Origin of the sequence: Arthrobacter caoxuetaonis, from assembly GCF_023921125.1 — a bacterium.
GTDB classification, from domain to species: Bacteria; Actinomycetota; Actinomycetes; order Actinomycetales; family Micrococcaceae; genus Arthrobacter_B; species Arthrobacter_B caoxuetaonis.
Genome location: NZ_CP099466.1, coordinates 982,180 through 1,002,470, shown reverse-complemented (window position 1 = coordinate 1,002,470; position 20,291 = coordinate 982,180). Strand labels below are relative to the sequence as shown.

At 65.1% G+C, this 20,291-nt stretch carries 16 protein-coding genes, 1 tRNA gene and 1 pseudogene; all 18 read right to left on the bottom strand.

Annotated features, from left to right (window positions below; translation table 11 throughout):
* Positions 1-191: 191 nt before the first annotated feature.
* The 18 genes and pseudogenes from NF551_RS04580 to NF551_RS04495 all read right to left on the bottom strand — a co-directional run bounded on the left by NF551_RS04580 (position 192) and on the right by NF551_RS04495 (position 20,249).
* A complete protein-coding gene (locus tag NF551_RS04580) occupies positions 192-1,586 on the bottom strand; it encodes an ABC transporter substrate-binding protein (protein ID WP_227895188.1) in 1,395 nt (464 codons plus the stop codon).
* A gap of 190 nt (positions 1,587-1,776) precedes the next feature.
* Positions 1,777-1,849: transfer RNA gene (locus NF551_RS04575), tRNA-Leu, on the bottom strand.
* A gap of 153 nt (positions 1,850-2,002) precedes the next feature.
* The gene (locus NF551_RS04570) at positions 2,003-3,385 is read right to left on the bottom strand and encodes an NAD(P)/FAD-dependent oxidoreductase (protein ID WP_227895189.1); all 1,383 of its coding nucleotides are present in this window, start codon (positions 3,383-3,385) and stop codon (positions 2,003-2,005) included.
* 79 nt (positions 3,386-3,464) lie between these two features.
* Positions 3,465-4,832, bottom strand: a complete 1,368-nt coding sequence (locus NF551_RS04565) for a S8 family serine peptidase (RefSeq protein WP_227895190.1) — start codon at positions 4,830-4,832, stop codon at positions 3,465-3,467.
* A gap of 38 nt (positions 4,833-4,870) precedes the next feature.
* Positions 4,871-5,956, bottom strand: a complete 1,086-nt coding sequence (locus NF551_RS04560; protein WP_349293303.1) for a Ppx/GppA phosphatase family protein — start codon at positions 5,954-5,956, stop codon at positions 4,871-4,873.
* Positions 5,945-6,514: pseudogene (locus NF551_RS04555) on the bottom strand (DUF501 domain-containing protein); the annotation flags it as partial. The gene NF551_RS04560 and the pseudogene NF551_RS04555, both read right to left, overlap by 12 nt.
* A 120-nt stretch (positions 6,515-6,634) precedes the next feature.
* A complete protein-coding gene (locus tag NF551_RS04550; RefSeq protein ID WP_227895191.1) occupies positions 6,635-7,390 on the bottom strand; it encodes an FtsB family cell division protein in 756 nt (251 codons plus the stop codon).
* A gap of 103 nt (positions 7,391-7,493) precedes the next feature.
* Positions 7,494-8,774, bottom strand: a complete 1,281-nt coding sequence (gene eno, locus NF551_RS04545; RefSeq protein ID WP_227895192.1) for a phosphopyruvate hydratase — start codon at positions 8,772-8,774, stop codon at positions 7,494-7,496.
* 118 nt (positions 8,775-8,892) lie between these two features.
* Positions 8,893-9,585 carry a MazG nucleotide pyrophosphohydrolase domain-containing protein gene (locus NF551_RS04540; protein WP_227895193.1) on the bottom strand — a complete coding sequence of 231 codons (693 nt, stop codon included), beginning with the start codon at positions 9,583-9,585 and terminating at the stop codon, positions 8,893-8,895.
* A complete protein-coding gene (locus NF551_RS04535; RefSeq protein WP_227895347.1) occupies positions 9,578-10,717 on the bottom strand; it encodes an adenosine deaminase in 1,140 nt (379 codons plus the stop codon). The genes NF551_RS04540 and NF551_RS04535 overlap by 8 nt, the downstream gene beginning before the upstream one ends.
* A gap of 45 nt (positions 10,718-10,762) precedes the next feature.
* Positions 10,763-11,407, bottom strand: coding sequence for a DedA family protein (locus NF551_RS04530; RefSeq protein WP_227895348.1), 645 nt, complete (start codon positions 11,405-11,407; stop codon positions 10,763-10,765).
* Between the two features lie 256 nt (positions 11,408-11,663).
* Positions 11,664-12,950, bottom strand: a complete 1,287-nt coding sequence (locus NF551_RS04525) for a thymidine phosphorylase (protein WP_227895194.1) — start codon at positions 12,948-12,950, stop codon at positions 11,664-11,666.
* Positions 12,947-13,381, bottom strand: coding sequence for a cytidine deaminase (locus NF551_RS04520; protein WP_227895195.1), 435 nt, complete (start codon positions 13,379-13,381; stop codon positions 12,947-12,949). The genes NF551_RS04525 and NF551_RS04520 overlap by 4 nt, the downstream gene beginning before the upstream one ends.
* A 19-nt stretch (positions 13,382-13,400) precedes the next feature.
* On the bottom strand, positions 13,401-14,690 hold the full coding sequence (locus NF551_RS04515; protein ID WP_227895196.1) for an ABC transporter permease: 1,290 nt from the start codon (positions 14,688-14,690) through the stop codon (positions 13,401-13,403).
* Positions 14,687-15,943: an ABC transporter permease gene (locus tag NF551_RS04510; protein WP_227895349.1), complete on the bottom strand. Its 1,257-nt coding sequence runs from the start codon at positions 15,941-15,943 to the stop codon at positions 14,687-14,689. Before NF551_RS04510 ends, NF551_RS04515 begins: the two co-directional genes overlap by 4 nt.
* 107 nt (positions 15,944-16,050) lie before the next feature.
* Positions 16,051-17,595 (bottom strand): ABC transporter ATP-binding protein, encoded by a 1,545-nt coding sequence (locus NF551_RS04505; protein ID WP_227895197.1) that lies wholly within the window; start codon positions 17,593-17,595, stop codon positions 16,051-16,053.
* 135 nt (positions 17,596-17,730) lie between these two features.
* Positions 17,731-18,849, bottom strand: coding sequence for a BMP family lipoprotein (locus NF551_RS04500; protein WP_423721457.1), 1,119 nt, complete (start codon positions 18,847-18,849; stop codon positions 17,731-17,733).
* A 233-nt stretch (positions 18,850-19,082) separates the two neighbouring features.
* On the bottom strand, positions 19,083-20,249 hold the full coding sequence (locus NF551_RS04495; protein WP_423721515.1) for an amidohydrolase: 1,167 nt from the start codon (positions 20,247-20,249) through the stop codon (positions 19,083-19,085).
* Positions 20,250-20,291: the final 42 nt, after the last annotated feature.

Below are 20,291 nucleotides of genomic sequence, written 5' to 3'. Positions count from 1 at the left end.
TTGACGCACTCCTCTGTTCCTCAACGCCGTGTTACCCCCCCTGTACCGAGGCACCCACTCCACGTGACGTCAGCCTCAGGCCTGCCCTCATCCTCCGTCCGCACAGCAAAGGGCCCCTGCCGGAACAGGGGCCCTTCGAGTGGTGCGTTAGTGATTGTGGTGCGTTAGTGATTGTGGTGCGTCAGCCTGCCTTAGAGCTTGCCCACCTCGGAGCGGCTCGGAAGCGGCTTGTTGTCAGCGTCGAACTCGTAGATACCGATGAAGGCTTCAGTCGGGTCACCGTTCTCATCGAAGGTAACCGGTCCGGAGTAGCCGTCGTAGTCGATGTCTTTGCCGTCGCGCAGGAGCGTGACGCAGCCGGCGAAGTCGAAGCACTTCTCTCCGTCTGCGGAAACACCCTGCAACTCGGCAGCTATTGCAGCGCCGTCGGTGCTGCCGGCTGCCTCTGAAGCGAGGGCCAGCAGGGTCACTGCGTCATAGCTTTCACCGGCATAGGCCCAGTCCGTCAGTGCAGGATCAATGCCCAGCAGTGCGTCCTTAAAGTTGTCCGAAGCGAACGGGCCGGGGATGGTTCCCTGGGCGCCCTCCAGAGTTCCGGCATCGAGATCGGCACTGAAGTCTTTGGTGTTGCCGTCAACGAAGAAAAGCTGCGACGGGTCAACACCCTTGCCGGTCAGCAGCGGTGCAATGCTCTTGGCCTGGTCGAAGCTGATGACCACAATTGCATCCGGGTTGGCGCTGGTAACGGCGTCAACCTGGCTGCTGAACTGGGAGTCGCCTTCGTTGAACATCGGTTCTGCCACGACCTGGCCGCCTGCGGCCTCGACGGAGCTCTTGATGTTCGACTGCAGGCCGGTGCCGTAGGCGTCGTTGAGGACGATCATGCCAACGGTCTGGGCGCCGCACTCCATGATGTAGTTGCCCAGGGTACGGCCCTGGAGAACGTCGGAGGGCGCGGTGCGCCAGTAGAGCCCGTTGTCATCCCAGTCCGTGAATTCCGGGGCCGTATTCGCGGGCGAGAACTGGATGACTCCGGCACCGGTGATCTGGCTGATGACAGTCTTGGAAACACCGGAGGAAGCGGCACCGATGATGGCGCTTACGTCCTGGCCCAGCAGGTCAGTAACGGACTGCGTGGCGATGTCGGTGGTGGTATCACCGGAGTCCCGGTGGACAACCTCGATGGGCTTGCCGAGGACGCCGCCCGCAGCGTTGACCTCTTCAGCGGCCAAATTGACGCCGGCGATTTCCGGCGGGCCAAGGAAGGCAAGGGTGCCTGTGGTCGGAAGAAGGGTGCCGAGCTTCAGAGGAGTCTCTGTGGTGCCGGTGGAAGCGGGAACAGCTGAGGGGTCGCCCTTCTCTCCCGGATCCTCTCCGGTGCCGCCCTGGCTTTCCGGGCACGTGAGAACGGAGCTGTCAGCTGACGACGAAGAAGCATCGGACGGTGTGGACTCGGTGCCGGACTCGCCGCCGCTGGCGCAGCCGGAGGCGAACAGGGCGATACCCATGCCCAGTGCTGCGATCTTTGCTGCGCGGCTATAACCATCCCCCAGGCCAAGCGGCCCGGTCTTGCGAAGTGCAGTCATGTAGTTTTTCTCCCCGATCGAAAGGCGGGTGCCTTTGATGCTGTTACCAGGTGTTCCTGATTACAAGAAAAACTAGTTGAATAATGTGTCCAAGATAAGAGCCTACGGTTACAGCCTTGTAACACTCGTCACAGCTGAAGCCAAGATGTTGCACGATGCCAAGGCGCATGGTTGCTAAACGTTCATTTTGTACCCCAGGTCGGACTCGAACCGACAACACACAGATTTTAAGTCCGCTGCCTCTGCCATTGGGCTACTGGGGCTCCACACACCGCGGCACGACGGCAGTTAACCGCGTTCCAAGCGCATAGACCAGCCTACTTGAGCGGCGGGGACGGCAGGAAACAGGGTTAACGCCAACGGCGGCCACCGGCGGATATCCAGTGGCCGCCGTTGTCTGGCGGTTCGCGTGCTGCTTACTTGCCGGCAGGCTTCTTGGCAGGCGTTGCAGCCTCCACGAATGCCTTGCGCGGGTTCTTCAGGTGGATCAGCTGCGTGAAGTCGCGGCCGAACCAGAAGTTCGCCGCCCAGCCGGAGATGACGCGGAACTTGCGCTCGAACATCGGCATGGCCATGCCGTGGTAGCCGCGGTGGGCCAGCCAGGCTGGGAGGCCCTTCATGCCGAAGCCCATGATGTTCGCAACGCCCTTGTACTGGCCCATGCCGGCCACGGCGCCGAGGTTCTTGTGGCGGTATTCCTGGACGCTGCCCTCACCGTAGCGTGCAGCAAGGAGGTTCTTGGCCAGGCGCTTGGCCTGGCGGACGGCGTGCTGGGCGTTCGGCACGCAGAAGCCTCCGACGCCGCCGCCGGTCAGGTCGGGCACTGCCGAAACGTCGCCGGCCGCCCAGGCACCCTCGAGGGGTCCGTCGTCGCCGGTGATCCGCAGTTCGGCGTTGGCACGCACGCGGCCGCGGTCATCGATCGGGAAGTCGGTGGCGCGGACCATCGGGTTGGCCTGCACACCGGCAGTCCAGATGAGGGTATCGGCCTCGAATTCGCCGGCCGGGGACTTGTCGGCCATGTTGATGAGCTTCAGCAGGCCGCCTTCGGCGCTGGCCAGCGAGGTGTTGAGCAGGACTTCGATGCCGCGCTCACGCATGGAGGAGACAACCCATTCGGCCTGGTCGGGCTTGACCTCGGGCATGACGCGGCCCATGGCTTCAATCATCACGAAGCGCAGGTCTTCACGCTTGAGGCGGTTGTTCTCGCGCACGGCGCCGCGGGCCATGTCTTCGATTTCGGTGATGGTCTCAATGCCGGCGAAGCCGCCGCCGACGACGACGAAGGTCAGTGCGCGGGCGCGGGCAGCCTGGTCGGTCATCAGGGAGGCGGTCTCGATGCGCTCGAGCACCTTGTTGCGCATCTCCACTGCTTCTTCGATCGTTTTCATGCCGATGCCGGCTTCGGCCAGGCCCGGGATGGGGAAGGTCCGGGTAATGGAACCGGCAGCAATAACGATGTCGCGGTAGCTGAGCTCGAACGGCTCGCCTCCGTCGGCGGGCTCCACGGTGGCCGTGTGGGTGGCGTGGTTGACCGCGGTGACCTTGCCCGAAATGAGCTCGGTCTCCTTCAGGTGCATGCGGTGCGAAACTACAGCGTTGCGTGCGTTGATGGTTCCTGCAGCGACCTCAGGCAGGAAGGGCTGGTACGTCATGTACGGCAGCGGATCCACCACCGTGACGATCCCGCCGTGCTTCTTGACCTGCTTCTGCAGGTTCTTGGCTACGTAGAGTCCGACGTAGCCACCGCCAACCACGAGTACGCGTGGACGATCAGAGAACTGTGAGTGCGATGCCATAGCAAATATCCTACCCGACTTGTGAAAGTCTTCACGAAGTGTTCCGCAGTATGTTTCCACCCGGCCGCCCCAGTGCTTGTCAGGCGGAGCGGGAAGGTTCCATCTTCTGTTCTTCCCCGCCGGCGAGGTCCTCCGGAACGGCGCCTGCGGACGCCTCGGCGGAGCGCCGGATGCGCAGGACGGCGATGCTTCCGCCGGCACTAACCAGCAGGATCAGTCCGGCGAAGCCCAGGACCAGCACGGCTGGCAGCGGGTCTTCTTCAGTGTAGGGTTCAGCCGCGGTGGGCACCCGGGGTTCCGGAATATCCGGCAGGGCCTCGCTGACCGGTTCAGGTCCGGCCGGTGCGGCCGGAGCCTCGCCGCGGCGGTGGATCCGGATCCATTCTTCAATGGTTCCGAGTGGATTACCCGCCACCGCGGGAACGTCTGCGTTCAACGCTGCGTTGGCGTCGATAATGCCGTAGCCGTAGATGGTATCCCTGCCCGGGACTCCGCCGTCCTTGGCCGTGGTGATGATCCGGTTGATTACCTGGGCTGCCGTCAGTTCCGGGTAGGCGGACCGGATCAGGGCCGCAACGCCGGACACCAGGGGTGCCGCTGCGGAGGTGCCGGACCACTCGGCGTACCGGGAGGCGCCCTCCGGGAGCCCGCCGACCAGGTTCTCGGCAGGCGCGGCGACTCCGATGCTGATGCCTTCGGAGGAGGAGTCCCAGCTCGCCTTTCCTTCCCGGTCCAGGCCGGCGACGGTCAGCACGCCCGGGATGGTGGCCGGTGCTCCAACCTGGATCATCCCGACGCCGCGGTTTCCCGCTGCGGCAACAATCACGACGTCGTTCTGCTCTGCGTAAAGGAAGGCGTCGTCCCAGCTCTCCGGCCACGCGGTGGACGAAGAACCCAGTGACATGTTGATCACCTTCGCGCCGTTGTCCACCGCCCAGCGCACCGCGTTGGGCAGCTGCTGGTCAATCGGAACGCCGCCGGGATTTGCTTCGCCAATCCAGGCCGAAACCGTCAGCAGTTCGGCCTTGGGCGCTACGCCGATAATCCCGTCGGGTCCCTTGCCCGGGCCCTTGTAATCCTTGCCGTCCTCGTCGTCGCCCTCCTTGCCGGCATGCCCGCGGCCCGCCAGCAGGGTGGCAACCAGCGTCCCGTGCTCGGGGTTGACGCCCAGGCCCCTGCCCCCCGACGGATCACCGGCTCCGGACACGTCGGTTCCTCCGGCGATGGCACCGGCCAGGTCGGGGTGGGAAGGGTCGACGCCGGTGTCGATGACCGCCACCTTGACCCCTTCGCCCTGGGACTTCTTCCAGGCTTCGGTGATGCCGTAGTCGGCCAGCCAGTATTCCTTGTCCCGCCACTCATCGGCGTGGGCTGGCCCAGCTGCTGCCAGCTGGATCAGCAGGACCGCGGTCAGGGACAGGGCGCCGGTACCCGCAGCGCGTCTCATCGCGGCGCCCTTTGGGCGCCGCACCGTTCTTGCCGCGCTCACCGCAGCGTACTCAGTGCGATGCCGTCGAGGATGTCGTGCTCGGAAGTCACAGCGGACTCCACGCGTCCGTCAGTCAGTTCGGCCATGCGGTCCACGATTGTCTTCCAGATGAGGGCGCCGGCGCCAATGACGTCCACGCGGCCGGGGTGCATGTAGGGCAGGGCGGCCCTTTCGTCGTGTGACATATGCAGGAGCGACCGCGCTGCGTCGCCGATCGCTTCGGCGCTCAGTTCGCTGCCGTGGATCGCGGCGGAGGAGTATTCCGGAAGTTTCAGGGCATGGGCGCTCACCGTGGTGATCGTCCCGGCAACCCCAACGAGCCTGTCGGCCGTGGAGAGCGGTACGGTCTCCAGGACCTGCGCGACCATATCCAGGATGTCTCCCCGTGCCATGGCGATCTGGGCGTCGGTGGGAGGATCGGAAACGAGGTGGCGCTCGGTGAAGCGGACGCAGCCCATGTCGGTGCTCTTGGCGGCCAGCACACCCTCGGACGTGCCGAGCACAAACTCCGTCGAGCCGCCGCCAAGGTCCACGACCAGCGTTCGGGTTCCGTCGCCGGCAGGCAGGACGCTGGTGGCACCGGCAAAGGACAGTCCCGCTTCCTCGTCGCCGCTGATGACTTCCGGGCTCACGCCCAGCCGGGCGCGGACACCCTCCATGAATTCCTCACGGTTCTCCGCGTCACGCGTTGCGGAAGTGGCGACGAAACGGACCTTCTCAGCGCCGTGTTCCTTGATCAGGGCGGCGTATTCATCGGTCGCCGCAAAGGTGCGGTCCAGCGCTTCAGGAGAGAGGCGGCCTGTGGCATCGACCCCTTCGCCCAGCCGGACAATACGCATCAGGCGCACGACGTCGGTGAGCCTGGTGACGCCGTCGGCGGTTTCGGCATCGGCAATCAGCAGGCGGATCGAATTGGTTCCGCAGTCCACGGCAGCTACCCGGACCACGTGGTTCGCGTTTTCCATGGCCTTCTCCCCTTCTCCGGCCGCTTCCTGCTCCGCAGCGGCCGCCGCGCGCCGGGCAGCGCGCTTGCGGTCCAGCTCAGCAGCCGAAAGTCCCTGCGTCTTCGTGTGGCGGCTCAGGTCCCGCGAAGGTGCCGGCCCGTCAACCGCCCATGCGCCCTCACAATAGCAGCGCTCACGCGTCCACCATTCGGAGATGGCTTCCAGTGCTTCGTCGCCCAGCGGGTTCACGCCGGGGCCGGCCGCCAGGGAGTGGCCGACCAGCACGTGCAGGCACTTGACGCGGGTTGGCATTCCGCCGGCTGAAACGCCGTCGATCTCCGGAACCGGTCCGGTGCCCGTGCGTTCCCCGATCTCATTGCGGACCTGGAGATAGGCCTCATGGGCCTCGCGGTAGCGCGCAGCCAGTTCGGGATCAGTCTCCAGCCGGGCAGTCATTTCAGTCATCATTCCCGCGGCCTCCAGACGGGAAACCGCGGAAGTGATCACCGGGTGGGTCAGGTAATACGTCGTGGGGAAGGGAATTCCGTTGCCCAGCCGGGGTGCCGTGGTGGCCACCAGCGGGTTGCCGCAGATGCAGCGGGCGCCGATCTCGACGACGTCGCGCACCGGCCGTCCGAGCTGCCGGCTCAGGGTCTCCAGATCGTCCTGGGTCGGTGTGAGCTGGTCAGGGGTCATGCGGCGAAGGTCCTTCCTGGGGGTCCACCAAGGACCCAAGGTGTAGCTGTCTCAGTCATCCAGCCTACTGTGCCCAGAGGGAAACCGGTTCCCCTCCGATGTTCCCGGACCGCATGCCGGTTACGGCGCAGTGGCGGAACGGAGGACCGAATCCCACAGCGCATCGACCCACTCCAGGTCCTGCGGCGCCTCTGCCGCGGCCTGTTCCTCGATCTCCTCGACTCCGTTCTCGCCCTTGACCAGGTAGCGGGTTTCGCCGGGCATCACCAGGAAGATCCGCTCCCGTGCCTGTGCCTTGATGAAGGCCGGGTCTTCCCACCGGTCAAGTGTCTGCTCGAGCTCGGCTCCTGCCTCCTGCTCCCGGGCAATCTCAGCCTCCAGGGCAGCGATTTCGGAGCGCTGCTGGAGATATGTCCGCACCGAGGGCGCCAGCAGGACAGTGACTACCACCATCACAATGCCCAGTGCCAGCAGCCGCCCGGAGAACGACTTCGCCGGGACGGGCTTCAGGGGTGCGTCCGTCCGCGGGGAGGCCTGTGCCGGTTCGCTGCCGCCGGCCGAGACACCGCTTCGGATTTCGGCGGCAAGTTCCTGCCGTGCGGCGGCGCGGGCAGCCGAGGCGCTTTGTGCCTCTGAGTCCTTCTGTGACTTCGGCTGCCGGGGCTTGCGGCCTGCCGGTTTCGGGGCCTTGCTGCCCGTTGCTGCACCGGGGGCCTTGCTGCCCGTGGGCGTGCCGGGGGCCGCGCTGCCCGTTGCCGGAGCGCCTGCCTTGCTGCCCGTCGGTGCTGCCTGCCCATCGGCATCCCGGCGGGCGCGGGGCGCGGCCGGAAGTCCGTCGGCCGCCGGCTTGGGGACCTTGGGTCGTCGGGTGGACATGGGGCTCCTTGCGTGGCGGACTCTGTGGATCTGGGTGTCCGCCGGTGAAAACGACGACGGCGGGCACCCCCGTATTCGAGGGTACCCACCGCCGGTGCACTTGCTAGGCCGTGAAACGCGGGAAAGCGCTGCGTCCTGCGTAGCGTGCGGCGTCGTCGAGCTCTTCTTCGATGCGCAGCAGCTGGTTGTACTTCGCCACGCGCTCGGAGCGGGCCGGGGCGCCGGTCTTGATCTGCCCCGCGTTGGTGGCCACGCAGATGTCGGCAATGGTGGTGTCCTCGGTTTCGCCGGAGCGGTGCGAGGTGATCGTGGTGTAGCCGGCGCGCTGGGCCATGGTGATGGCGTCCAGGGTCTCAGACAGGGTGCCGATCTGGTTGACCTTCACCAGCAGCGAGTTGGCGGCGTTTTCCTTGATGCCGGTCTCGAGGCGGGCGGGGTTGGTGACGAAAAGATCGTCGCCAACCAGCTGGACCTTGTCCCCGAGGCTGGCGGTGAGGGCCTTCCAGCCTTCCCAGTCGTTCTCGTCCAGCGGATCTTCGATGGAGACCAGCGGGTAGTCGCGCACCAGTTCCTCGTAGTACGCCGACATTTCCCCGGCGCTGCGGTTCTGGCCTTCGAAGACGTAGGAGCCGTCCTTGAAGAACTCGGAGGAGGCAACGTCCAGGGCCAGCGCGATGTCGGTTCCCGGCGTGTAACCGGCCCGCGTGATCGCTTCGAGGATCAGGTCCAGGGCTGCACGGTTGGACGGCAGGTTCGGCGCGAAGCCGCCTTCGTCGCCGAGGCCGGTGGACAGGCCCTGCTCCTTCAGCACGGACTTGAGGTTGTGGTAAACCTCGACACCCCAGCGCAGGCCCTCCGAGTAGGTGTCCGCACCCAGCGGAACAATCATGAATTCCTGGATGTCGACGTCGGAATCCGCGTGGGAGCCGCCGTTGAGGATGTTCATCAGCGGCACGGGCAGGATGTGCGCGTTCGGGCCGCCGAGGTAACGGTAGAGCGGCAGGGCTGCAGACTCTGCTGCGGCACGGGCCACGGCGAGGGAGACACCGAGGATGGCGTTGGCGCCCAGGCCCGACTTGTTCTCGGTACCGTCCAGGTCGATCATGGCCTGGTCGATGGCACGCTGGTCGGCGGCGTCGAAGCCCAGCAGCGCCGGCTGGATCTGGTCGATCACGGCTTCTACGGCCTGGAGCACGCCCTTGCCCTGGTAACGGTCCTTTTCGCCGTCGCGGCGCTCGTTGGCTTCAAAGGCGCCGGTGGAAGCACCGGAGGGAACGGCGGCACGTCCGAACGTGTCATCGTCGAGCAGGACCTCGACCTCCACGGTCGGGTTTCCCCGGGAATCAAGGATCTCTCGGGCGTGGATGGCATCAATGATGGCCATGGGAATGCTCCTGTTCATTGGAACTTGAGGGTGGAAACTACAGCCGGGCCTATGACGGGGACCACGCTGTCTGCTTCCAGACTAGTGGAATCCCGGCCCGTAGTAAGGACCGGGGGCGTCATTCAGTAACGGGAGGCGCCGCAGCCGTAAAACGGCGGACAGCCGCACGCAGGGCGGCTTCGGGATCGAGGCCGCGTTCAGTGGCCTGGCGCACCGTTTCGAACAGCAGCCCGCCGAGTTCCTCTTCGCCGTCCCAGGCAGGTACTGTTGCGTCCGCCGCGGGAACGGACAGACCGGCCCTGCGGGCCCTGGACTGCGCTTTCGCGGCCAGGGCGAGGGCCGGGAGGGAAGCCGGAATACCGTCGAACGGGCTGGCCCGGTGGGGCTTCTCGGTCTTCTTCACGGCATCCCAGGCACGCTCAATTTCCGTCTGGTCCTCAGTGGTTGCCTCCGTCAGTGTGCCGTCGGCCTTGAAGACGTGGGGATTGCGCCGGATCATTTTCCGGGTAAGCGATTCGACGACGTCGGCAATGGAGAAATGGCCGGCTTCCTCCTGGAGCCGGGCATGCAGCAGCACCTGGAACAGGACGTCCCCGAGTTCGCCGCTCAGTTCAGCGGCATCCGCTGCCCCGGTGTGGCCGGTTTCCACCGCCTCGATGACTTCGTAGGCTTCCTCGAGCAGGTATTCCAGGAGCGACTCGTGGGTCAGCGCACCGGTCCAGGGACAGCGTTCGCGCAGCAGGGCGATGACCTGGGCCAGGCGGGCGAACGCCTGCCCCAGGTCACCGTTCCCGGATGCTTCGCTAGCCACGGGCGCGGTTGAATCCTTCGGTGATGTACCCGGCCAGGACTGCACGCTCTTCCAGCGGCAGGAACGCAGCGTTGACGGCGTTCATGGTCAGCTCCAGGATGTCGTCCAGATCGTAATCGAAGGTCTCGACCAGTAGTTCGAACTCGTCCGTCAGGCTGACACCGCTCATCAGGCGGTTATCTGTGTTCACCGTCACGATGAAGCCGGTCTGGTAGAGCAGGTCGATCGGATGCGACTCGATGTCTTCGCCGAAGGATTCCACGGCGCCGGTCTGCAGGTTCGAGGAAGGGCAGATTTCCAGAGGGATTCCCCGGTCCCGGACCCAGCCTGCCACGTCGCCCAGGGTGACCATGCCCACGGAAGTGTCGTCCCCGGCGTCGGGCGCGGCCTCATCTTCGAAGTCGACTTCAATGTCCTCGGCGATCCGCACGCCGTGGCCCAGGCGAAGTGCCCGGCCGTGGACCAGGGCGTCCACGATGCTCTCCACGCCCGCGGCTTCGCCGGCGTGGACAGTCACAGGAAACATCTGCTCGGCGAGGTAGGTGAAGGCATCCTTGAAGCGCGACGGCGGGAAGCCGTCCTCGGCTCCGGCAATGTCAAAGCCCACGGCGCCGCGGTCCCGGTGGCGGACAGCGAGTTCGGCAATCTCCATGCCGCGGTCGCCGTGCCGCATGGCGGTGATGAGCTGGCCTGCCTGGATCAGGTGTCCATTGGCTTCGGCATCGGCGACGCCTTCCTCCAGGCCGGCCTGCACAGCTTCAACGGCCTCGTCCAGGCTGAGTCCGCCGCGCAGGTGCTGCTCGGGCGCCCAGCGGACTTCGGCGTAGACCACGCCGTCCTCCACCAGGTCTTCAACGAACTCGCGGGCAACCCGGGTAAGGCCCTCACGGGTCTGCATGACCGCGATGGTGTGGTCGAAGGTTTCCAGGTAGCGGACCAGCGAGCCGGAGTTCGCCGATTCACGGAACCACTCCCCCAGGGCGACGGGGTCGGTGGACGGCAGGGTGTGGCCTGCGGCCTCGGCAAGCTCCACGATCGTTCCCGGGCGCAGTCCGCCGTCGAGGTGGTCGTGGAGGGAAACCTTGGGCAGCACGCGGATGTCGAAGGAGGAAAGGGCAGCGGGATTCGTCATGGGCTCAGTCACATGCCAACTCTACGTGAGGGTTACCGGGCGCGCTTAAGGCTCGGAGCTGACGCTCTCTTCCAGCGGCTGGCTGGTGCGGATAGGAGTCGGTCCGCGGAGTTTGGCGATGATCCGGTCGATGATCAGGCCCAGGACCAGCGCGACGGCGACGGCCACGACGACGGCGAGCAGGTGGTTCTCCTTGAACCAGGCCCCCGCGAGGGCGCCGATGGCCACGGAGTAGGCCGCCCACAGAATCGCTGACATGCCCGTCAGTGCCACGAACATCCGCCGCGGGAAGCGGGTGGCTCCTGCGGTCAGGTTCACCACCACCCGGCCCACGGGGATGAACCGTGCGATCAGGATCAGGGACACAGCCCGTTTCTCTAACTCACGTCCTGCCCACACGAAGCCACGCTGCATCCGTGGCCCGCGCATCCAGCCGAACCTGTCAGCGCGCAGTGTCCGGCCCAGGGCGTAGGCGATGTTATCGCCGATGAAGGCGCCGGCTGCGGCTGAGACGGCGATCAGCCAGACGTTCGGTCCGCCGTCCAGGAACACGAGTGCGGCCAGCCCGACCACGAGTGATTCGCTGGGGATGGGGGGAAAGAATCCGTCCAGCAGGCAACAGGCGAAGAGCACCAAATAGACCCAGGGATCCCCTGAGTAGGCCAGGACGAATTCGTTGATGTTGTCCATTACGGCGTTAAGAACGTCCAATGGGCGGCACTCCTCGGGTAGATATCTGTATCTACAACGATGCCACTTCCGAAAGGGTGCCCGCGATCGGGTATGACCCCGGAGTTCCCCTGAGGAACTGCGCAGGACCCCCTAAAGGTCCCGTTGGAAACCCGGAGGCTCTTTCTCCCTCCTTCCCCCTCGAGATAGCAGAAACTGCCCGTATGAGAGCTCATACGGGCAGTTTCTGTCATCTCGGTGAGGGCAGGTGCGGGACCTAGCTGATCCGGTCGAGGATCAGCGGTGCGACGGCACCGGCGGCCGGGGAAATCGTGGCGGCGTCCGCCAGCACTTCCTTGGCCCGGTCGAACTTCTCCGGGGTGTCCGTCAGCAGGGTCATCAGCGGCGTCCCGGCCTTGACCGTGTCACCGGGCTTGGCGTGCAGCCGCACTCCGGCTCCGAGCTGGACCGCGTCTTCCTTCCGGGCCCGGCCGGCACCGAGCCGCCAGGCTGCGACGCCGACGGCAAGGGCATCGAGCTCCGTGAGCACTCCGTCAGCCGATGCCAGGATCGTCTCGGACTCCTTGGCCACCGGAAGGGCAGCATCCGGGTCGCCGCCCTGCGCCTTGATCATCCGGCGCCAGACGTCCATGGCACGCCCGTCCTTCAGCGCGGCCTCGGGATCGGCGTCGGGCTGCCCGGCAGCGGTGAGCATTTCACGCGCCAGTGCCACCGTCAGTTCGACGACGTCGGACGGGCCGCCGCCGGCGAGGACCTCCACCGATTCCTCCACCTCGATGGCGTTGCCAGCGGTAAGGCCCAGCGGCGTGGCCATGTTCGTGAGCAAGGCCACGGTGTTCACGCCTGCATCTTTACCGAGTGTGACCATGGTGCGGGCCAGTTCCCGGGCGTCGTCCAGGTTCTTCATGAAGGCGCCGGAGCCGACCTTGACGTCCAGCACCAGCGACCCGGTGCCTTCGGCGATCTTCTTGCTCATGATCGAGGACGCGATCAGCGGAATGGCTTCAACCGTTCCCGTGACGTCGCGCAGTGCATAGAGCTTCTTGTCCGCAGGTGCCAGCCCGGCACCGGCTGCGCAGATCACGGCGCCCACGTCGGCCAGCTGTGCCATCATTTCGTCGTTGCTTAGGGCGGCACGCCAGCCGGGAATGGCTTCGAGCTTATCCAGCGTTCCGCCGGTGTGGCCCAGGCCGCGGCCGGAGAGCTGCGGAACGGCAACCCCGAAGACCGCTACCAGCGGAGCCAGCGGCAAGGTGATCTTGTCCCCCACGCCGCCGGTGGAGTGCTTGTCCGAGGTCGGTTTGCCCAGGGAAGAGAAGTCCATCCGCTCCCCCGAGGCAATCATGGCTGCGGTCCAGCGGGAGATTTCCTCCCGGTTCATGCCGTTGAGCAGGATCGCCATGTTCAGGGCCGCCATCTGCTCATCGGCAATGGCGCCGCGGGTGTAGGCGTCGATCGTCCAGTCGATCTGTTCCGGGGAGAGTGTTCCCCGGTCCCGCTTGGTCCGGATGATGTCTACGGTGTCGAACTTCTCGGAACTCATTTGCCTGCCTCTTCCAGGTGCTGCGGCCCGAAGGCGTCCGGCAGCACTTCATCCATGGTCCTGATTCCGCTTACGGTCAGCAGCTGCATGCCCGGGGCACGGAATTCGTACAGCAGCTGGCGGCAGCGGCCGCACGGCATCAGGGTCTGGCCCTGGCCGTCTACACAGGTGAAGGCCACCAGGCGGCCTCCGCCGGTCATGTTGAGCTGGCTGATCATGGAGCACTCGGCACACAGCGTCAGGCCGTAGGAAGCGTTCTCGATGTTGCAGCCCGAGACGATCCGGCCGTCGTCGGTCAATGCCGCGGCACCCACCGGATAACGGGAGTACGGAACATAGGCGTGGGCCATGGCCTCGCGGGCAGCGTCCTGTAGGACGGCCCAGTCGACGTCGGCCGGTGCGTGGGCAGGGATGCCTGCTTCTGCATTCATTGTTTTCCTTTCGGGCTTCTCAGCCCTTGATGTACGGTATGCCGCTTGCTGCCGGTCCCCGGGACTTACCTACCACGCCGGCGACGGCGAAGATGGTCACCACGTAGGGCAGCATGGCCAGGAACTGGTTCGGGACGGGTGTGCCCAGGAGGCTCAGCACCGACTGCAGGTTCGACGCGAAGCCGAACAGCAGTGCCGCGAACAGTGCGCCGATCGGGTTCCAGCGGCCCAGGATCAGCGCAGCAAGAGCGATGTAGCCCTGGCCGGACGTCATGTCCCGGTTGAAGGAGGACACCGATACGAGGGTGAAGAACGCACCGCCGACTCCGGCCACGGCACCTGCCAGCAGGACGTTCCAGAAGCGGGTCCGGTTCACGTTCACGCCCAGGGTGTCTGCAGCCTTGGGGTGCTCGCCCACGGCACGGGTGCGCAGGCCCCACTTGGTATGGAAAAGGCCGAAGTAGACGGCGGCCACGGCCACGTACATCAGGTAGCCGATGATGGACTGGTCGAAGAGGATCGGGCCCAGGATCGGAATGTCGGACAGCAGCGGGATGGGAATCGACTCCAGGCGGGGCGGCGAGTTCCACTTCGCGGAGTCGGCGCTCAGCACGGTGGAGAAGAGGAATCCGGTCAGGCCGGACACCAGCACGTTCAGCACGACGCCGACGATCACCTGGTTCACGATGTATTTGATGCTGAACACGGCGAGGACCAGCGAGACCAGCACGCCGGCAATGGCTGCCGCGAACAGGCCCACAAAGGCGTTGCGTGAGAGCGAGCCTGCCACCGCAGCGGCAAAGGCGCCGAAGAGCAGCTGGCCTTCGATCGCAATGTTCACCACACCCGAGCGTTCACACAGCACGCCGGACAGCGAACCGAAGATCAGCGGGAACGCAAGGACGAAGGAACCTGCCAGCAGGCCGTAGAGCGCGACGCTGGGGCTGCGGGCACTGCCCACCGCCCAGGTAAGGAATGCAGCGACGAAGAACACCGCGAACACGGCAATCAGCCATCCTGGGATGTGCTGGTAGCGGCTGACCAGGACAAACGCATACGCTGCCGAGGCCAGCAGGACCACGGAAGCGATCCACCCGAGGACCGGAGCGGAGACCACGACGTCTGGCAGCGGGAACGCTGAGTCCCCCTCCGTCAACCGGAAGGTCACGTCAGTGGACGGCGCTCCGAGCCCAAAGACGATGAAGCCAATCAGGGCGAGGATGCCGAGCAGGATGGGTGTTTTCCAGCTGCGGATGATCTGGACGTCTGCCGGCTGGCCGGCCGGGGAAAGAGTTGTTGCGGTGCTCATGATGCTCCTTGCCCTGCATCGGCGTTTTTGGTCGTGCGCTTGCCGGACGTCTTGAACGCCCCGGGCGGCGGGATCCTGAAGATGGACCGGACCAGCGGCGGCGCGGCAATGAAGAGGACGATCAGTGACTGGACCACCAGCACAATGTCGATGTTGGTTCCCGTACTGGTCTGCATCGTGACGCCTCCGGCACGGAAGGCGCCGAAGAGCAGGCCGGCGGCAAAGGTGCCCCACGGGGTGGAACGTCCCAGGAGTGCGACTGTGATGGCGTCGAAGCCAAAGCTGGCCGCAACACCGGAGGTCAGGACGCGCTCGGTGCCGGAGACCTGTGCAACGCCGGCAAGGCCGGCAAGCGCACCGGCGATCAGCATCACGATCACGTAGCCCTTGGTCGTGTTGATGCCTGCGTTCCGGGCTGCAGCGGGGTTCGCACCAACGGCGCGAAGCTCAAAGCCGACCGTGGAGCGGTTCAGCAGCCACCAGATGAAGACCGTGGCGGCAATGGCCATGATGAAACCCCAGTGGAGGCGGAATCCGCTGCCCAGCAGGGGCGGGAACATGGCGGAATCATCCACCTGCGGGCTGATCGGGTTGGTGGAGCCCGGGCGCTGGAATCCGGGCGTGGTGAGCAGGAAGAGCACCAGCTGGATCGCGATGTAGTTCAGCATGATGGTCACGATGACCTCGTGCGCGCCGGTTCGGGCCTTGAGCAGGCCCGCTATGCCGCCCCAGATGGCACCGCCAAGCGCACCGGCAATCACAACGAGCAGCAGGTGCAGGCCTACCGGCAGGTGCCAGGTAAAGCCAACCCAGGCCGCCAGGGTTGCTCCGATGATGATCTGGCCCTGCGCACCGATGTTGAACAGCCCGGCGCGGAACGCCAGTGCGACGCCGAGTCCGGCGCAGATCAGCGGAGTCGCCACCGTCAGCGTCTGGGTCAGCGGGTAGATCATCCGGGAGAAGGTTTCGGCCTCGTTATTGAAGACCGATCCCTGGAAGAGGGCAACGTAGGCTCCCGAAGCTGCTGACCAGGCCGCGGCGAACAGGTCCGACGGCCGGGAGAAGAAGTAGGCCGATGCCTTCGCAACGTCCTCGTCGGTCAGGGCAATCAGCAGGCCGCCCACGACCAGTGCCATCAGCACGGACAGGACGGAGACCAGGGCGTTCCCGGTCACGATGCGGCGCAGGAGGGACTCCTGGGCTTCCTCGGGACGGAGTTCGGAGGCCGGCACCGGCACTGCGGGTGGCGGCATTGCTCCGCCCGCGGTCTCGGCAGAGGTCAGCAGGCGGGTTTCTTCAGCTGCCGCCTCCTCTTTCCGGTGGGCTGGATCGCCCTGCTGCCTGTGTGCTTCTTCCGGGCTCACTGCGCCCCTCCCTCGTTCTCGCTCTGCTGCGAAAGTGCGTCTTCGGCGCGCATGCCTGCCATCATCAGGCCCAGGACATCGCGCGAGGTGTTGCTCGGGACAATGCCCATGAGCTTGCCGCTGTACAGCACGGCGATCCGGTCTGCCAGCTCCAGGACTTCGTCCAGTTCGGTGGAGACGATCATGACCGGCGTTCCGCCGTCGCGCTCGGCAATGATGCGCTTGTGCAGGAACTCGATGGACCCCACATCGACGCCGCGCGTCGGCTGGGAGGCGATGAACAGCGACAGCGGGCGTGAAAGCTCCCGCGCCATGACAACCTTCTGCTGGTTGCCGCCGGACAGTGTCCCGGCGGCGGCTTCGGCTGACTGCGTACGGATATCGAACTCGTCGATCTTTTCCGCAGCGTTGGCCGCCACCACCGCAGGACGCATGGACAGTCCCTTGGCGAAGGGAGCCTTGTTGTAGCGGTTCAGGACCAGGTTCTCCGCCACGGTGAAGGGCCCGACCAGCCCGTCCACGCTGCGGTCCTCGGGCACGAAGCCCACGCCTGCGTCGATGATCTGGGCGACCCGCTTGCCCACCAGTTCTTCGCCGTCCAGCTGGATCGAGCCCGTCACGTGCTCCTGCAGGCCCATGATGGCCTCGGTCAGTTCGGTCTGGCCGTTGCCCTGGACACCGGCAATGGCGAGGATCTCACCCTTGCAGATCTCGAAGCTCAGATGGTCTACCACTGCCTGGCCGGTGTCGGAAAGCACCACCAGATCGCGGACCTGGAAGGTGGCTGCTCCCGGCTGCGCCGGTTCCTTCTGCAGGTTGAGGCTGACAGAGCGGCCAACCATCATGGAGGCCAGCTCCGTAGTGGACGCGCCGGGCGCGGCATCGCCGACGACCTTGCCGCGCCGGATCACCGTAATGACATCGGAGACGGCTTTGACTTCGCGCAGTTTGTGGGAAATGAACACCACGGATTTGCCGTCGTCGCACAGCTGGCGCATGATCGCCAGCAGTTCGTCGGTCTCGCGCGGAGTGAGCACGGCGGTGGGCTCATCGAGGATCAGGACTTCGGCGTCCCGGATCAGTGCCTTGATGATCTCCACGCGCTGCTGCACGCCAACCGGCAGGTCCTCGACCACGGCGTCCGGGTCGACGTCGAACCCGTACTGGTTTGAAATCTCGCGGATGCGGGCACGGGTGGTGTCCAGGTTGAGGGCACCGGCGACCTTGGTGCTCTCATTGCCCAGGGCGACATTCTCGGCGACGGTAAAGACGGGTACCAGCATGAAGTGCTGGTGCACCATGCCGATTCCGGCAGCCATGGCATCACCCGGGCCTGAGAAGACAACGGGTTTGCCGTTGATCAGGATTTCGCCCTCTGTCGGTTCATAAAGGCCGTACAGGACGTTCATCAGCGTTGACTTGCCCGCCCCGTTTTCACCGAGAAGGCTGTGTACCTGTCCCGGCTCGATGACCAGGTCAATGTGGTCGTTGGCAACCAAGGTGCCGAAGCGCTTGGTGATGCCTTTGAGTTCGAGTTTCACAACCCCAACCAATCTGTTTGTGTCTAAGTGTTTGGGTACCCCCAGTTGGAAGGTTACCCGGAACAGAACGAACCGCCGTCCGCCCGGCTGCTGTACATCCGGACGAACGGCGGTTCTGGAAGCTGCCTGCCCCTGTTACTTGGGGCTGGCTGCGGATTCTACGGTGATTTCGCCGTCGATGATCTTCTGCTTGATTTCGTCAACGGCAGTCTTGACATCGGCCGGAACAGCGTCTTCCTGGTCGTGGTACGGAGCCAGGGTAACGCCGCCGTTCTCCAGGGTGCCGATGTACGGGGTGGAGTCGAAGTTGCCGTCCACGTCGGTGGAGATGACCTCTTCAACGGCCTCGCCCATGAGCTTCATGACGGAGGTCAGGATGAACTCCTTGCCGTTGCCGGCAGTCTCGAAGCCGTCGGAGTCGACCCAGATGACCTTGTTGTTGCCGCCGCCTGCGTTGGCTTCGACAACTGCATCGAGGGTGCCGGTACCAACCGGACCGGCAACCGGCATGATGATGTCAGCGCCTTCGTTGATGAAGTTTTCGGTGGTGGTCTTGCCGGCACCGGTGTTGGTGAAGTCACCGATGAAGGAACCGGTCTGCTCGGCCTTGTTCCAGCCGAGGACCTCGACGTTGGCGCCGTTCTCTTCGTTGTAGTAGGCAACGCCGTCAGCGAAGCCGTCCATGAAGATGGTCACGGTCGGGATGTTGATGCCGCCGTAGGTGGCGACCTTGCCCGTCTCGGACGTCCCGGCAGCTACATAGCCGGCGAGGAAGGCAGCCTGGGCCGTGTCGTAGATGATCGGCTTGACGTTATCCAGCTCGATGGAGTTGTCATCGATGATGGCGAAGTGGCTGTCAGGGTTGGCTGCTGCCACTTCCTGGGTGGCGTCGGCCAGGAGGAAGCCGACGGTGACCGTGATGTCACAGCCGTTCTGGACGACCATGGAATCCAGGTTCGGTCCGAAGTCGGTCTCCGACTGGGACTCAGCGGTCTTGATCTGAATGCCGAGGTCGGTTTCTGCAGCCTTCAGGCCCTCAAAGCCGGACTGGTTGAACGAGCGGTCATCGAATCCACCGGAGTCGGAAACCATGCAGGCCAGGAAGTCGCTGCTTGCGCTGCCGCTGGCGGCATCGGAAGAGGCGGTGTCTTCCTCCGGAGCTGCACCGCAGCCGGCCAGCAGAAGCGCGGACGCGCCCAGCATGGCGGCGGATACACCGGCATTGCGCTTAAAGCTGCGCGGGAAATTCTTCAATGTTCCTCCAGAAAAGAAATGGGATCCACCCGAGAAGTCTGCAGCACAGCCGTTCGGTGCGAATGGCCTTTCGCGCAGGCGCGTGGTGTGCGCCCCTTACCTCATGAGCGCAGCAAGACCTAACCTTAGCGGCACATCGGCCCTTGGGAAGGCAGAATCGTGACTCGGGGAACATTTGTTTACATGTTGTTATCAATAACGGCCTGCTGAAGGGCTGCCGGACCGGGCATTGCCTAGTGCCGCAGGCCCCGGGCCGCACGCACTGCCGCCGCGGCCATGACCGAAACGCCGCAGCTGATGGAGAGTTCATCAGGGTTGTAGTCCCCGCGGTGCAGGTCGTAGGTTTCCCCTCCCGGGGTACGGGTACCAAGGCGCATCATGGCTCCGGGGACTTCCTGCGTCATCCAGGCGAAATCCTCGCCGCCCATGGACTGCGGCGTCAGGACCACTGAATCTTCACCCAGTTCAGCCCGGGCAGACGCCTCAATGAGCCCTGTCTCAGCTTCGGCGTTGATGACCGGCGGCACGCCGCGGGTGTGTTCCAGGGACACCTGGACTCCGTAGGGCGCGGCAATTTCCCGCACGACGTCGTCGAGCAGCTTTCCTGCCGCGTGCCAGGCTTCGGCGTCGAGGCAGCGCATGGTCCCCGCCATGAACCCGTGGCCCGGGATCGCATTGGGTGCCGAGCCTGCGTGGATCTGCCCCCAGACCACGGAGACTCCGCTGCGGACATCAATCCTGCGGGAGAGCACCGCCGGGACGCCGACTGCAATCTGGCCCAGCGCAAAGACCAGGTCCTGGGTCAGATGCGGACGGGAGGTGTGGCCGCCCTGCCCGGAGAGTTCGATCCGGATCGTGTCTGATGCCGAGGTGATGGCACCAATACGGGTACCGACCTGGCCGACGTCGACCCTCGGGTCGCAGTGCAGCGCCAGGATGCGCGGCACTCCCTCGAGGATGCCCTGCTCGATGACGGAGAGCGCCCCGCCCGGCATCACTTCCTCGGCCGGCTGGAAGATGACCCGGATCCGCCCGCCCAGTGAGCCCTGGGTTTCCAGCCGGGCCAGGACTTTCGCCGCTCCCACCATCACCGTGGTGTGGATGTCATGACCGCAGGCATGCGCAATCCCGGTATTTACCGAGGCATAGGGCAGACCGGTCTCTTCCAGGACCGGGAGCGCATCGATGTCGGCCCGCAGCGCCAGGCGGACCGGGCCGTCACCAATGTCAACGTAGGCTCCCGTGTTCTCCAGCCGCTTGGGCTGCAGGCCGGCGCCCTCCAGCGCTTCGATAATCCGGTCGGTGGTGCGGAATTCCTTGTGCGAGAGTTCCGGATGCGAGTGCAGGTCCCGCCGGAACTCGATGAGATCGCTGAGAATCGGCGCAACACTTCCCCGGATCGAAGGAACGGGTGAACTGCTTAGTGGGGTCGTCTGCACATC